The organism is Asticcacaulis benevestitus DSM 16100 = ATCC BAA-896 (assembly GCF_000376105.1).
Taxonomy (GTDB): Bacteria; Pseudomonadota; Alphaproteobacteria; order Caulobacterales; family Caulobacteraceae; genus Asticcacaulis; species Asticcacaulis benevestitus.
Map to the genome: position 1 here is coordinate 1 of NZ_AQWM01000059.1, position 15,839 is coordinate 15,839.

Sequence of the window (15,839 nt, forward strand, 5' to 3'; positions counted from 1 at the left end):
CGATCTCTCGCGAAAAAAATCGTTTTCTATCGTCAACCGTCCGATCTTGGCATGGAGCTCGTCGAGCTTGGTTTTATCGGCCGCCTCGCTTTTTGCAGCCTTCTTGTCGCCCTCAAACAGGGCAGCCATGCCGTCCTGGGCTGCCTTCTTCCAGGTATTGATCTGGCTCGGGTGGACGCCGTACTTACTGGCCAGTTCAGACACCGTGCCTTCCTCACGAAGGGCAGCCATCGCCACCTTCGCCTTAAACTCAGGACTGTGTTTCTTGCGGATATACTTCATTTAAACCCCTTGGCCGGTGGCCACTATAGGGGCAAGATTATATCTAAGCCAGCTGTCCAGTTTTCGGGGACCACCTCACGACAACGGGGGAACGGAAGTCCTGAGCGTGCTCTCATCGGACCCGAAATGTCGAGTTTGCATAACCTTCATCACTTGCGATACCCTTTTGTCTAAAAACAAAGACTAGCTTGAGGTGCGGTTGGATCAGATACCGCCCCTTAATGGCGGCAATAACATAGCCGATACGGTGGAACGAGTGCTCAAAGGTTTACCTCTCGAAGTCACGGAAGGCTGAGGTAGTCTCCTTCGCGCCCAAACCGGAAGCACGCCCCCCTTTATTGCTGCCATTAATTACGCCGCTCAAAAGCGGACGCCGAAAAAGACGCGTATCAGCCGAACCGGTGTTTCGGAGGTAAATGCTCTCATGATTGGCGCTGTAAAACTATTTGCGCTTAGCCGCAGCCTCCTTGGCCGCTTTGACCAAGTTGGCCGGCAATACGCCGAGTTTCGGTAGCGGTGAATTGAGAGCGGCGCCAGGCGCCTTTGCGACCCAGTCAGAGTTAAACGGAATCTGCACTTGGCGAGCCATGTCGAATTTAGTGGAAACACTCAAGCCGGTAAGCGCAAAATTAGGGTCAGAGGAACCGATCAAGAATTCCGTGGGATAAATGCGGTCGGTCTTTTGGCTTGTGCCGTACGCAATCGAGATCGCTTTGAATTCTCGCGCCACGGCAAGCACAAGTGCTGGACGAGGCTTGGGTCCTGGCTGCCCAACCGATTCGGGGAAAAGGCACCAGACAATATCTCCTGGCGCCGGCAGAGGATCGAAATACTTGGCCATAGATTAGAATAGCCTTTCGGTGAAGTGCTCCTCTGGTATTTGCGACCCGGGGCTCGCGGCACGAATGGCCTTCAGCTGAGCATCTGTCAGAGGACCGTCATCAAGTTCGTATCGAGGCAAATAACGATCAGCGAATTGCCTCAGCGCGAGATGGACAATCTCTGTTTTTGTTAATCCAGTCTGTTCCGAAAGAAGTTCGATCGTGGTTGGCGTGACACCAGTGGGTGTGTCCTGCTTCCTCAGTCGAACCAAAAAGGAACCCGTGGACTTCTCGGCGGCACTCGCCATGTCGGCCTCCATGTAGTTACATTCGCGGGATGGCTAGGGGTTTTGCTTCCCCTACCCAAGGATCAAAGCTTTTATGATATGTTTTGTATATCATATTGACCGAAGGGTCAAGGCGACCCCGATCATAACGGGCAGCTTGGCGCCCAGAGCATGCGTAATTGGGCGGTCTTTTCAACAGGCCAACTTCCTTTAGTCTCGCAGTCAGGTTCTGCGATGAAAGGAAACGACGATGACCTACTATGCTGGATTAGATGTGGCTTTGCGTACGGTGGCTTTGTGTATCGTTGACGATCAGGGCAAGATTGCTTTTGACCGTTCCCTGGCGTGCGACGTGGAGGCGATTTCTAAATGCCTTCGAGAGTTTCCACACCCTCTTGAACGCGTTGGCTTCGAAGCCGGCGCTATGAGTCAGCATCTGTTCTTTGGCCTTCAGGCGTGCGGGTTTGAGGTTGTATGCATGGAGGCGCGTCAGGTGATGGCTGCCCTGTCCGCCATGCGCAACAAGACCGACAAGAACGATGCGCGTGGTATTGCCCAGCTGCTTCGCTCGGGTTGGTTCAACAGCGTTCATATGAAGAGCCACCAGGCCCACGTACAACGGGCGTTGCTCAGCAGCCGAAAGGCGGTGCTGAACAAATGCATCGACCTGGCGAATGAGGTCCGGGGCCTGCTGAAGGTCTTTGGCGTCCGCTTGCCGCCACGAACGAGCCACGGCAGCTTCGACGCTATCGTCCGAGAGATCATCGAAGCTGATGAAGACCTGACCCACGCATTGATGCCTTTGCTCGATGCGCGGCAGGTTTTATTCAAGACCTATCTTGAGCTCGACCGAAGGGTGAAGCGTGCCTGCGTGGGTGATGAGGTCTGTCGTCGGTTTATGACCGTACCCGGCGTTGGCCCTATCCTTGCGCTGACCTTCAAAGCCGCGGTTGACGATCCGGCTCGGTTCTCCAGCTCCCGCAATGTTGGAGCGCACTTTGGTCTGACCCCGCGCAGGTTTCAGTCGGGCGAGATCGACAACACCGGCCGAATATCCAGAGCCGGTGACGCGGATGTGCGATCCGCCTTGTATTCAGGGGCCAATGCGCTGCTGATGCGCAGCATGAAATGGACCCAACTGAAAGCCTGGGGAACGCGGCTGATGAAGACAAAGGGGCGGCGCAAAGCGATTGTGGCGGTCGCCCGAAAACTCGCCGTCGTCCTTCACAGGATGTGGGTCGATGGCACTGAGTTCCGTTGGGACAAGGTGGAGGTAAAGGCATGATCTGATTAAGCCAATCTCTACACTGACCCAAAGGGATCGTCCCTCACTCGGACGAGGCTCGTGGATGAAGCCGTATATGTCTCCTGCGCTTTCAAGCGCGTCCCAAAGCAAGGCCCTCCATGACCGATCCGACACATGCTTGCAGCGGTTCATAAGCGAAACGAACCACACAGACTGCGAAGAGAAGCGTGACCCGCGTGAGACAGATCCCTACCGGTCAGTTTGTTGACCAACACATTTGAAGCTTGACCTGTGAGCCCAATTAGAGAAGCGGTCATTCGGCAAATGCCGAAAAATCCCAGAAGCGGTATTCAGCCCTCCGCCGCTCATGGTCCAGTGCGGAAAGGATCAGCCGAACGTGGGGCTGACCCCGTTTTCTTTCATCACAATTGGTGTTGAGGGGCGACCAAACTTTATCGAGTAGATTCAACCCAAAGTTTGTGCCTTATAGTCTCCCACACAAGTGCGGGTTCAGACATGGCAACAATCGAGAACGATAAGCATATCGTCGACACGATTGCGCAGTTTGCCGGCCGGACGGGGGGGGGTAATTATGCGCAGAGTTTCGTTAGCGGGATGGCTGTTGATATCGATCGCGATGCCTGCGTTTGCCCAGACGGTGACCCCTGTGCCGGCGGTTCCCGCCGACCGCCAGGTATTGGACGTCCATGTCGGTGGGCGGGTTGTGGTCCATCCCACGCCGGGCGGCGGTGCCGCTTACGAGCACCAATGGCCCGGCGTCTACTTTGAAAGCCGCTTCGAAGGCCCCCAAATCTATCTGGCCTTCAGCGATCCCTATAATGAATATCGCCTGCTGATCGACGATCTCGGTCCTGTCACGATCAACCAGCCTGGCGAAGCGCGATTTGAGGTCGATGGCCTGGGTGACGGACCGCACGCCGTCCGGCTGGAAAAGGTGACAGAAAGCATTGTCCATGCCGCGGCCTTCGACGGATTCTACATCCCGGCTGGCGAGAAGCCACTTACGGCGCCAGCGCGGTCTCGCCAGATCGAGTTCATCGGTGATTCCTCAATGACTGGATATGGCGACCGGTCCGACACTCGCACCTGCACCAGCGAAGAGGTCCGCGCGCGAACCGATACGCAACAGAGCTATGCGGTGCTGGCGGCGAAGCATTTCAACGCTGACTACCGGATCAATGCCTGGTCGGGCCGCGGCGTGGTGCGGAATTATGGCGGCGCCGAGCCTGACTTGACCATGCCGAAGGTCTATCCCTTCGTACTGTTCGACAAGTCGGTGCCCGATGAGGACAAGACGTGGCAGCCGCAGATCGTCATGCTCAAGCTGGACGCCGATTTTGCAACGCCGGTCAAACCTGGAGAAAAGTGGGCGACGCAAAAGGCGCTGGGGTCGGATTATGAGAAGGCTTATGTGGCTTTTGCTACCATGGTGCACCGGAAATATCCGTCGGCTGCTTTTGTCGTCTGGACAGCCGACACTACTAAGTTAAGCGATCCGAAACAGGTTGAGAGGGTCGCGGCACGGGAAAAAGCCTGGCGCAAAGCCGCAACGCAGATAGGTATCGTCCGAACCGGGTTCATCCCAATCGATGCAAAAACGATCGAGGGCACGGCCTGCGACTATCATGGAGGCCTAGCCGACCACAAACGCATGGCTGAAGCCATGGACGCCTATATCGACGCTCATCCCGAATTATGGGATGGGCGGTAGACGCAAGAGACCCAGTGTCTCTTAAGGACCATTTTCGCCCCAAGTCTCCCGCGCGCCCAATGCGGACCCTCGGCACATGATCTGAAAATCTCGAAGCGGACATGGGCTTGATTATGCTGGAAGCTTACTACTCCGTCCAACGAAGCTAATTTGCCAACAGAACCTTGTCATCTACAATGAGTTTTATGGTCGATTTGACAGAAGCTTTTCCCACCGCCTTACGCGACACAGCCCGGTTGGCCGTGGCGGCTCTCACGCCTGCCATAAGCGACAGGTACTACGAGCCGAAAAATGAGCGTCAAATTATCCGTGTTTGCAGCGACGACGTATGGCTGCCAGGAAGACTTCATGACAAGGTCTATCAGGACCATGCTTATTATGATGCCGGCCCCTTCCAGGCGTTCGAGGCGATCGCTGACAATGGTAAGTTAACTTCACTGCAAGAGCAGGTCTTCTTTTGCCTTTTGACACGCCACCACAATGGCTTCGTACGCGAGGCGGCGCTTAAACGTATTATTGCCGTCGACGAGCCATGGGTGGTTCCTTATGTCGTCCAACTGGCGTCAGAATACGTCTTCGAAATTTTGGTTGTTATCGGACAAAATCTCGATCAGCTGAACTCGAGCCTTTATGGTTCGTTCCTTCGCGATAACCCCGCCTATTTTGCCAAGGTTAAACAACGTATTACCAGCTATTGGAACGTTTATTACCGTTGGCATGATTATACAGGCCCTCACGGACAGGTTCACCATCTTTGGCGAGAGGGATACGTAGGGCACGATATTTCAGAGCGCTTTAAGGCTATGGAGTCAGGCACTCCGTCCGGAAAGAGCACGTCGCTCTAGCGCCCAATGCGGAAGTTTGGCCTTGATTTCCAACCGGCCTGAAACCGGACATAACCAACACCCGTGCTATCCTGAAGTTATGGAGAAGCGAGTTGCGGTGGGAAGGCCGGCTGAGAAAACGTCATGTCTGAAGACCTATCTCAAATAGGTCTGGTGGAACTTGCATGACTCGGGACGTTATGACGATCGCATCGGTGACCTAGCGCCCACTTGCCTCTAAGATGGCAGATGGAGACTTGACCGGAGACTTGCACTACCCTGATATTGATATAGGTCGCCGTTTTGCTTTTTCCTCCTTACCAAAGCAGTTAGGACTTCTGACGACGCACAATTTTGAATAAATGCGGTACAAATTTACGGCCGCAAGAATGATAGCGCTGTCATTTCGATTGACGCTTCATAATGTTGATGTCAGGCTATTATATATAAAAAGGTCGTTCCGGCATCCAGACCTTGGGAGTGGTTTGTGGATATTAAACCCTGTGATTGATAGCAAACCCAAGGGTCGCGCACGCGCATCAAGCACAGGGCGCGCCACACTCGATGATATCGCGGTCAAACTTGGCATATCGAGCATAACGGTATCGCGGGCCTTTCGTCATCCCGGCAAGGTCGCGGATGAGTTGCGTGAACGCATCGTCAAGGTAGCCGACGATCTTGGCTATGTTCGCAACCGCGCGGCCAGCGCCCTGGCGTCGGCGCGGTCGATGAATATCGCTGTCATTATTCCCTCATTGGGCAACGCCGTGTTTGTCGATATTTTGAACGGCATCGAGAAGGTTCTGCGCCCGCGGGGCTACCAGATGCTCTTAGGTGTGAGCCATTATTCCTCGGAGGAAGAAGCCGCCCTTGTCCGGGCCTATCTGGCTTTTGACCCTGACGGAATCATACTTCCGAGCCTCAATTACCGCGATTCAACACGGCGCTTGCTGGAACGGGCTGGCAAGCCGGTCGTCCATCTCATGGAATTGTCGGATCAGCCAAACATCCATTGCGTTGGATTTTCGCAGGAAGCGGCGGGTAAGGCGATGACGGAACACCTGCTCGCAAAAGGCTATAAACGTATAGCTTTTATCGCTTCACAGCTTGATTCTCGTACCCTTGCGCGCGGTCGCGGCTATCGTGACACCTTGGTCGAAGCGGGTCTGTATGATCCCAAGCGTGAGGTCATGGTCCCTGACCCATCTTCCATCGCCCTTGGCGGTCGGTTACTTGAGCGTCTTCTGCAGCAGGCGCCCGACACTGACGCAGTCTTTTTCTGCAATGACGACCTGGCGCAAGGCGGGCTGTTTGAGTGTGCCCGCCGCAAGATTGCCGTACCGTCGCAACTTGCGGTCGCCGGCTTCAACGATCTTTCCGCCTCGGCCTCTACAGTCCCGTCTTTAACAACGGTCGCCACACCCCGTTTCGATATCGGCACGCAAGGCGCCAACATGCTTTTGGCGCTTATCGAGCATCAAAAAGTCAGCCATTCCAGCATAGATCTAGGATTTGATCTGAAACGCCGCGAGAGTACGTAAAAGCCACTTTTTATATGTGACAATTTCGCAGCACAGATGTCCGCTTAGACATTTTGTGAAAAATTGCTGTTTGACTCCGACGAAAATTGACGCATATTCGGCGTCGCATGACGGCGTTATCTTATGATAACGCTACAACGCAATAAAAAACCACACAGGAAAACGCCACACACACCTGTCTTTCAACAGTCAGGTGTTTTCACAAAACAACAATGTTAGCGCTGTCATCGAAGGCAACAACTTTCTGATGGCAAAGGCCTATTTCGGCGCAACAATGCGCAGTAATTGGCCGCATGGCAATGTTAGCGCTGTCATACAAGACGGCGAGCAAGACAGGATGGGAAAGAAACATGCGAACCACCAAGAGAAACCTTCTAACGGCATCTGGCTCTCTGCTGGCCTTTTGCGCCCTGGCCGGCACAGTCCTGGCGGCCGAACCCGCGGCACAACAGGTCGAACCCTCGGATGATTCGACCGTCGTCGTCGTGACGGCGTCGCGCATCACGACGCGCGGCTTCAAAGCGCCGACGCCAACGACCTCGGTCACCATGACCGACATCGCCAATATGGCGCAGCCGAACGTCTTTACGACAATAACGCAACTGCCGTCGCTCCAAGGATCGAGCGGTGTCGCCACCAACACCTTCAGCACCTCCAGCGGTCAACAGGGCCTCAGTTCCTTTGCCTTGCGTGGCTTAGGCGTGAGCCGCACCCTTACCCTGCTCGATGGCCAACGCGTCGTGCCCTCCAATATCGGCACCGGCGCTCCTGACGTCAGCCTGTTCCCACAACTGCTGCTCAAGCGCGTTGACGTCGTCAATGGCGGTGCTTCCGCATCCTGGGGTTCCGATGCCGTAGGCGGCGTGGTCAATTTCGTCACTGACAAAAAATTCGAAGGCTTCAAAGCCAATGTCGAAGTCGGCGAGACGACCTATGGCGACGACAAGCAGAGCCTTGTCCAAATGGCTTTCGGAAAATCGTTCCTGGGGGGCCGGCTGCATACCGCGTTTGCCGTCGAGTACCATCATGAGGACGGCATCAAGGCCGGCGACTTCGGCGAAAAAGCTGCCAATGGCCGTGACTGGTATCGCAGCTCAACGCTCGTCAACACCGGCATCGCCAATAATGGATCGCCGCAGTTTGTGAACGTAGATCACGCGCAATCCATCACCTATTCCAAGTACGGCCTGATTACATCTGGACCGTTGCAGGGCATCGCCTTTGACCAAAACGGCAATCCCTACAATTTTGTCTACGGCTCAAACGGCGTGCCGCAAAAGAATGCAGCCGGCAACGTCGCCGGCTGCTATGTCGGCTTCTGCGTCGGCGGCGACACGTCTGGCAATATCGGCATCGGCGCGACGCTTCAATCGGCGATCACGCGCTCCAACTTCTATAACCGTACCTCATTCGATTTGAATGAAGATAACGAGGTTTACTTTACCATCAATCTGGCCAAGGTCGACACGCACAACCAGCCGAACCCGGGTTTCACGGAGCCAGGCCTGACAATACAATGCTCAAATCCGTATGTGCCGGACGCCATCTCCGATCAGTGTGCCGCCAATGCCATTACCAGCTTCAAGATGGGCACTGTCACACCCTTCCTGCCGAGTATCCGCGTCAACACCGAACGCAAGCAGGAGCGTTTCGTCGTCGGCGCCAACGGTAAGTTCGAGCTATTTGGACGCAACTGGAATTACGACGCCTATTACGAGCACGGCAAGCAAAATTCGGATATCTATGTTCACAACCTCCTGCTCAAATCCCGCTTCACGGCGGCAATCAATGCCACGACCCTGAACGGGGCCATCGTCTGCGCCGATCCGGTCGCGCGTGCCAATGGGTGTCAGCCAATCAATGTGATAGGCAACCAGACGCCTAGCGCGTCGGCCATCGCCTATCTTCAGCCTGCCGTGGGCGCCTATCAGCACACGATCCAGACGCAGGATGTCGCCGCCGTCAGTGTGTCGGGTGAGCCCTTCTCGCTGTGGGCCGGTCCTGTTTCGGTGGCGACCGGTGCGGAATACCGCCGCGAATGGTACCAGGCCAAGGCCGATCCCTACGGCAACGGCACGACCACGCCCTATAACGCGGATTATCCACCCGATCCGCTGCTGAGCACCGGTGGCGGCAATTTCTATGCGGGCAACTATCGCAACGGCACGGGCAGTTTTAATGTCATTGAAGCCTTCCTGGAATTCAACGTGCCCCTGCTCAATTCCGACACGACCGGCCAGCTCAACATGAACGTCGCCGGGCGCGCCGAAAAATACAGTACGGCGGGTAACGCCGAGGCCTGGAAAGTCGGCTTCACCTGGGATACGCCACTCAGTGGTTTGCGCTTCCGTACTGTGAGATCGCAGGACGTCCGCGCGCCGAACCTCAACGATTTGTTCGGGCCGACCACCTCGACAAATCTGCCGAACTTCACCAACCCGTTCACCAACAGCACACTCACCGTCTCGCAGAATGCCGGCTCGAACCCCGGCCTCAAGCCGGAAATTGCACAGAACTTCACCTTCGGGGCCGTCCTGTCAAATCCGGACTGGCTGCCGGGCTTCAGTGCATCGATCGACTATTACGACATCAAGCTGGAAGACGCGATCGCATCGGGCCCCAATGCCACACAGCTTGTGCAATACTGCTTTGACGGTTCCGTGCCGGCGGCCTGTAGTGCCTTCGACCTGACGGGCGCCAACCCGTATGTCAATGTCGGCAGCATCAATGCTGCATCGATCAAGACAAGCGGTGTCGATTATGAAGTGAGCTATCAGGCGCCGCGTCCGCTGGGCCTGCAAGGCAATCTGGTCCTGCGCGCTCTGGCGACCAATGTGAGTAACTTCACGACGGTCCCAGGTCTGCCGGGTACGATCGCTTCGGAAACGGCAGGGCAGAATTCTGGTGCTACTCCAGACTGGAAAGCGTTGTTCGTTCAGACCTACTCGACCCCCACCTACAGCCTGACCCTGCAAGAACGCTGGTTCAGCGACGGCGTGATCGGCAACCAGTATGTCGTCTGTAGTTCGGGTTGCCCGGCGTCCACGTCCAACAACCCGACGCTTAATAACAACACAATGAAGGGCGCAACCTACGTCGATTTCGCGGGTTCCTATAACATCAACAAGAATGTTGTGGCCTATTTCAAGATCGACAACCTGTTCAACGTCGATCCGGAGGCCTCGCCCCAGACCAATACGGGCCTCGACGTAAACCCTGCCCTCTACGACACCCTTGGCCGCTTCTACCATGCCGGTCTAAGGTTCAACTTCTAAAACCGCACCTTTAAGACATCCGCCGCACCAAGCGGCGGATGTCCTGCGGCGTCAGTGGGTCAAGCCGCTTTCATTGTTCCTTCACTTGGCGCGGTGGCCTCGCAAGCGTTAGCGCGGCCATATCCGAGCCCCATGCCTTCAGGTTTAAGTCTGCTCCCTAGGGCGCCTGAAAGCATGTTTCCTTTCCAGACTGACAGGCTTTTCGAGGTTTGCATTGATACTCCCGGCGAACGCGATCGTCATCATGGGCATCAGCGGATGTGGCAAGTCCACATTAGGCTATGCGCTTGCCGAGGCGACCGGCTACCGTTTCATCGAAGGCGATAACTTGCACCCAGTTGCAAATATCACCAAAATGTCCGCAGGCATCGCCTTGACGGATGAAGACCGCTGGCCTTGGCTGGAGCGCGTCGCCGATGTGCTGGGAACCGCACGCGAAACCGATGGATGTATCGTTTCCTGCTCGGCCCTTAAATACGCCTACCGTGACTATTTAAGATCGCGGTCGCGTCAGCCGCTACTCTTCGTCTTCCCGAACCTGTCGGTCGAGATCGTTCGGGCCCGCCTGCGCGTGCGTTCAAACCATTACATGCCGCCGAGTTTGCTGGACAGCCAGGTGGCGACACTCGAATTGCCACGGCCCGATGAACGGGTGCTCACGCTGAATGGCACTCCCTCTACGGCCCAATCCGTCAACCTTGTCATGGGTTATCTTTCCACCCTGGCCGACATCCAACCCGACACATTCCTTTCGAATTGAGGTTATCCTGATGACGCGCAAAACCTGGATATTCGCCGCATTGTTTGCGGTTCTAACGTTCGCTACGTGTCCGACATGGGCCGAGACGGGTGTGTCTGTGTTCCAAACCGCACCCGACGATCCCCTGGCCATAACTGTCAAGGCAGTCGGAGACGGCAAGGCCGACGATACGGCCGCCATCCAGGCCGCGATCGATACGGCAGCGAAATCAGCGGCCGGCAGCATTGTCTGGTTGCCCGCCGGGCGCTACCGCGTCACGCGCACCTTGCTGGTTCCACCGGCCGTGCGCCTGTTTGGTGTGGGGGCGAAGCGGCCCACACTTGTCTTGGCCGACCGAACGCCCGGATTTGCCAAGGGTGTGGAAACCATGGTGACCTTCACCGGGGCCGATCAATATGCGTCAGGTCCCGTGCCCGTGCCGGTGCCGTCCTCCATGCCGGGCAACCCCGATGTTCGTGATGCCAATTCCGGCACGTTTTACTCGGCGCTATCGAATATCGACTTTGACATCGGCAAGGGCAATCCGGGAGCCGCCGCGGTGCGGTTTCGAGTCGCCCAGCATGGCTATCTGAGCCACATAGACTTTCACATAGGATCGGGGTTTGCCGGCATCTATCAGGCCGGCAATGTGGCCGAAGACCTGCATTTTTACGGTGGCCGATACGGTATCGTTTCCGAAAAAACATCGCCGGCGTGGCAATTCACCCTGATTGACTCGAGCTTTGAGGGTCAGCGTGAAGCTGCCATCCGCGAGCACGAGCTCGACCTCACCCTCGTCAACGTCAGGATCAGCGACACCCCGACAGGCGTCGACATCGATCGAGGTTACAGTGACAGTCTCTGGGGCAAGGATGTGCGTTTCGAGCGCATTTCCAGGGCCGCTGTGGTCATCAGTAATGAGAACAGCCCCTTTACCCAGATCGGATTCGAGAATGCACTGGCCAAAGACGTGCCTGTTTTCGCGCGCTTCCGGGATTCGGGAAAGACCGTCAAGGGCCCAGGCGCGAACTATCGCGTCAGCGCCTTCAATTACGGTTTGAAAATCAATAACCTGGGCGAGATAGGGCAATTCGCCACCAACTTCCAGGCCGAGTCGCTGGCGCAATTGCCGCAGTGGACCGGGCCTGTTCTGCCGACTCTGCCGGCGGTGAACCAATGGGTGAATGTCCGAACGCAAGGTGTGGTCGGTGACGGCGTGGCCGATGACACGGCCGCCCTGCAAAAGACCATCGACACACACCGCGTTGTCTATCTGCCGATTGGGCATTACCTAGTCAGCGACACGCTGCGCCTGCGCCCTGACACGGTCCTTATCGCCCTGCACCCCAGTGCGACACAGATAACGCTTGCCGAGAACACAGCCGCCTATCAGGGCGTGGGAAACGCCAAGGCGTTGGTTGAAAGCGCCAAGGGCGGTAACGCCATCATCACCGGCATTGGCCTCTTCACGGGCGGTGTCAATCCGCGCGCCACGGCCCTGTTGTGGAAGGCCGGCGAAGGCTCTCTGGTCGAAGATGTCCGCATCCATGGCGGGCATGGCACGGTTCTGCCCAACGGCAAGCGCGTCGATTTCTCAGATCCGAAGTTCCGAATGGACGGTCAGCATCCCGGCATCTGGGTCACCGACGGCGGAGGTGGCACTTTCGTCGCCAACTGGACGCCCAATACCATGTCGGATGCAGGCTTCTATGTCAGCAATACCGCGACGCCCGGCCATGTCTATGAGCTTTCTGCCGAGCACCACAATCGCCATGAGATCGTGCTCGACGGCGTGGAAAACTGGGAATTTCTGGCACCGCAGACCGAACAAGAGGTCATCGACGGTCTGGAATCGATGTCGCTTGAGGTACGCAATTCGAAGAACATTCTCTTCGCCAATTATCATGCTTATCGCGTGACCCGCAGCCTCAAACCCGCACCCACCGCCGTCAAGCTCTTCAACGTGGACAATATACGCTTCCGCAACATGTCGACCAATGCCGAAAGCGGATACGCCACTTGCGATGACAATGGCTGTGGCACCTATTTGCGCGCCAGCAAGTTCCCGTTTGAAAACGCCATTACGGACATGACGCATAAGCTTGAAGTCCGTGAGCGCCAGTTCGCCATGCTCGATATCTCCGCCACGCCATTGCAGCCGTCGCCAACGCCTTTGCCGACGGGTCTGACAGACGCCAAGATTGAGAAGGTCGCAGATGGCTTCTATTCGATTGCCGGCGGCGCCATCGACGACAAGGGTAATCTCTACTTCGTCGACCATCATTTTCACCGCATCTATCGCTGGTCGCATGCCCGTGCCTTGGAGGTCGTCAGTGACGCAGCCCTTGATCCGGTAAACCTCGCCGTCGACGCATCGGGCCATCTGATGGTCCTGTCCTCGGACGGGCCGGACGCCTCGGTCTACAGCCTTGACCCGTGGACGCCAACAGCCGAGATCACGCGCCTTTTGCCGACACCCGTGGCACCTCATCCTGAGGCCATCACCGCCCTGCCCGGTAATATCTGGAACAATGGCGAATTCCGCGATCAACTGAACCCCGAAACCTACGCCTTCGCCACGCTGGCGGAGATGTTCGCGCGAGACGTCGCCATCACCAAGACACAAGAATATGTCTCCCCCGATGGAAGCCTGGTTTTGCCGGCCTTCCGCGTCTACAAGCAGGGCCCGACCAACTTCCAGGGCTGGCGCTTCTCCGACACGCTGGACACCTATGGCTTTGTCACGGGCAAGCTCGGCGATCGGGTAACAATCAGCAACAGCTCCGAAGGTCGCATCTACAGCGGAAAAGTGGGCGCTGGTGGAAGCCTTACCCATCTTAAGCCGCTCACCGACCGCGGCGGCGAAAGCGTCGCTGTCGACGCCAAGGGGCGGCTGTTCGTAGCCAATGGACAGATCTTCGTCTATGACGCCGATGGCAAACCCCTTGGCCGGATCGATACACCGGAACGGCCGCTGCAGTTGATCTTCGGCGGCGCCGACTATCAGACCCTGTTCATCCTGACGCACCACAGCCTCTACAGTCTTAACGTCAAGGGCTTTTGATCCGTGCTGGCCTTGTCTGCGGAAACCACCACGCTGATCGTTGTGCTCATCGCCGTCCTGTCCCTGATCGCCATGATCGCCTGGGCCAAGGTCCAGCCGCTGCTGGCCTTTGTGGTGACGTCGATCCTTGCCGCCCTGTTGCTTAACATGCCTCTCGACAAGGTGACGCATTCGATCGAAAAGGGTATCGGCGACATGGTGGGCTCCTTGGCGGTCCTGCTGGCCTTCGGTGCGATCTTCGGCAAGATCGTCGCCGATAGCGGTGCGGCGAAGAAGATTTCGACCGTTTTGATCGACGCTTTCGGCAACAAGCGTATCACCCTGGCACTCTGTCTCACCGGGTTTATCGTTGGTATTCCCCTGTTCTACAACGTCGGTTTTGTCTTGCTGGTGCCGCTTATCTTTTCGGTAGCGCGTCAGTCGGACAAACCACTTGTCTACCTGGCCCTTCCGGTGATGGCGGGCCTGTCGATCGCTCACGGCTTCCTGCCGCCGCATCCCTCGCCCGCCGCCATCGTGCCGATGTTCGGCGCCAATATGGGCCTCACCTTGATCTACGGACTGATCGTCGGCATCCCGACGGCCCTGATCGCCGGCCCGGTGTTTGCCCTGAGCGCAAAGCATATCGTGGCCAATCCGCCAAAACTGTTCGTGGCTGAAGAGGTGGCCGACGATCGACTGCCATCTGCGGCAAACAGCTTCCTGACAGCCCTCCTTCCGGTCATTTTACTGACCGCGTTCACCCTGCTTGGCTACCTCACCGGTCTCGATACGCAAACGAAGCAGCTTATCGCTTTTCTTGGCAATCCGATGATCGTCATGCTGGTGTCGGTCGTGGTGGCCCTGGTCACGCTTGGTATCGGCCGGCAAATGCTGCTTGGCGACCTGATGAACGGGTCCGGGACCGCCTTGCGCGAAATCGCTCCCATCCTGTTAATTATCGCCGGCGCCGGCGCCTTGAAGCAGATTTTCGTCGATGGCGGTGTCAACGACCAGCTTGGGCTTTTGCTCAAGAGCCTGCCTGTGCCACCGCTCGTCCTGGGCTGGTTGATCGCCGGTGTCATTCGCTTGTCTTTGGGCTCGGCGACTGTGGCGGGCCTGACCGCAGCGGGATTGGTGGCCCCTCTCGTCAAGGTCAGTGGCGTAGATCCAAACCTGATGGTGCTGGCGATTGGCGCCGGCAGTCTGATGTTCAGTCACGTCAATGATTCAGGGTTCTGGATGTTCAAGGAGTATTTTGGACTGTCCGTCAAAGCAACGCTCAGATCCTGGACCCTGATGGAAGGTTTGGTCGGCATATTCGGCCTGATATTCACCCTCATCCTCAGTTGCCTTGTCTAGTTGACTGCAACTGCCCGAGCATAGCCCACCTATTGCCAGGAAGTCCCTGCCTCACCAGCCCCGAACCTCACCGCATAGGTTTTCTTGGGCGGCCTAGTCCCATCAGGGTTAGCTCTGCCCCCAGACCAGGACCAGAGAATGAAGTGCAATCGATGCAACGAAGAGGAGATAGCATGATCCTGAAGAAACACGAGTTCAACTTGCCGGTGTCGGAGGCCAGAATGTCCTTTCGCATTCTGCTCCCGACTGCGCTAAAGGCCGCATGCTTTGGGCCAAAACGAGCCGACTTCTCCGTCCGCCGCTATTCACATTTTTCCGTATGTGTCTTTTTGATTCAAGTCGTAGCTATGCGGTAACTGGCGGTGGATTTCGGACATAGAAAAGCCGCCTTGTGCGGGTAACCGGGGCACATTCCGGTGCAGCTACGTTGCTGCGAGCCTGACGAGGGTTGGTAGCTTTTGGACGTATGGAGCGTCTTGGACTGTGAAGCGGTCGCCAAGGAATCGGTAGAACGAGATCTTGAGCTTTGCGCAGGTTTTCATCAGGCCGAGCATGGCATCTCGGGCGGCCTTTCCGGCGTCGCTCATGGTCCCGCCTGATATTTTGCGCTTTGTCACGATAGAGCGGATGTCGTTTTCCGAACCGTTTGTGTGTAGTGGGATGTCTGGGCGGTCCAGCACACGAAGG

General features: G+C 56.7%; 11 protein-coding genes and 1 pseudogene. 8 read left to right on the forward strand and 4 right to left on the reverse strand.

Annotated features, from left to right (window positions below; genetic code table 11):
- From B060_RS0122440 to B060_RS0122450, 3 genes are all read right to left on the reverse strand, one after another.
- Window positions 1-282: IS3 family transposase (locus B060_RS0122440; protein WP_018083323.1), on the reverse strand; the 282-nt coding region annotated here is incomplete at its 3' end.
- Between the two features lie 442 nt (window positions 283-724).
- The gene (locus B060_RS0122445) at window positions 725-1,123 is read right to left on the reverse strand and encodes a type II toxin-antitoxin system PemK/MazF family toxin (RefSeq protein ID WP_018084051.1); all 399 of its coding nucleotides are present in this window, start codon (window positions 1,121-1,123) and stop codon (window positions 725-727) included.
- Between the two features lie 3 nt (window positions 1,124-1,126).
- Window positions 1,127-1,411, reverse strand: coding sequence for a hypothetical protein (locus B060_RS0122450; RefSeq protein WP_026173074.1), 285 nt, complete (start codon window positions 1,409-1,411; stop codon window positions 1,127-1,129).
- Window positions 1,412-1,640: 229 nt separating this feature from the next.
- Here B060_RS0122450 and B060_RS0122455 point away from each other — a divergent pair, with 229 nt between their 5' ends.
- The 8 genes from B060_RS0122455 to B060_RS0122490 all read left to right on the forward strand — a co-directional run bounded on the left by B060_RS0122455 (window position 1,641) and on the right by B060_RS0122490 (window position 15,152).
- Complete coding sequence (locus B060_RS0122455) at window positions 1,641-2,675, forward strand: IS110 family RNA-guided transposase (RefSeq protein ID WP_018084053.1); 1,035 nt, start codon at window positions 1,641-1,643, stop codon at window positions 2,673-2,675.
- A 553-nt stretch (window positions 2,676-3,228) separates the two neighbouring features.
- Window positions 3,229-4,368, forward strand: a complete 1,140-nt coding sequence (locus B060_RS0122460; protein ID WP_169533924.1) for an SGNH/GDSL hydrolase family protein — start codon at window positions 3,229-3,231, stop codon at window positions 4,366-4,368.
- A gap of 185 nt (window positions 4,369-4,553) precedes the next feature.
- Entirely contained in the window at window positions 4,554-5,213 is a 660-nt protein-coding gene (locus tag B060_RS26350; RefSeq protein WP_155847972.1) for a hypothetical protein, read from the forward strand.
- Window positions 5,214-5,695: 482 nt separating this feature from the next.
- Window positions 5,696-6,733, forward strand: coding sequence for an HTH-type transcriptional regulator GntR (gntR, locus tag B060_RS0122470; protein ID WP_018084056.1), 1,038 nt, complete (start codon window positions 5,696-5,698; stop codon window positions 6,731-6,733).
- Between the two features lie 350 nt (window positions 6,734-7,083).
- A complete protein-coding gene (locus tag B060_RS0122475) occupies window positions 7,084-10,008 on the forward strand; it encodes a TonB-dependent receptor plug domain-containing protein (RefSeq protein ID WP_018084057.1) in 2,925 nt (974 codons plus the stop codon).
- Window positions 10,009-10,252: 244 nt separating this feature from the next.
- Window positions 10,253-10,768, forward strand: coding sequence for a gluconokinase (locus B060_RS0122480; RefSeq protein WP_051081142.1), 516 nt, complete (start codon window positions 10,253-10,255; stop codon window positions 10,766-10,768).
- A 10-nt stretch (window positions 10,769-10,778) separates the two neighbouring features.
- Window positions 10,779-13,811 (forward strand): glycosyl hydrolase family 28-related protein, encoded by a 3,033-nt coding sequence (locus B060_RS0122485; protein WP_018084059.1) that lies wholly within the window; start codon window positions 10,779-10,781, stop codon window positions 13,809-13,811.
- A 3-nt stretch (window positions 13,812-13,814) separates the two neighbouring features.
- Window positions 13,815-15,152, forward strand: a complete 1,338-nt coding sequence (locus B060_RS0122490; RefSeq protein WP_018084060.1) for a gluconate:H+ symporter — start codon at window positions 13,815-13,817, stop codon at window positions 15,150-15,152.
- A gap of 422 nt (window positions 15,153-15,574) precedes the next feature.
- Here B060_RS0122490 and B060_RS26895 read toward each other — a convergent pair.
- A pseudogene (locus B060_RS26895) lies at window positions 15,575-15,839 on the reverse strand (hypothetical protein); the annotation flags it as partial.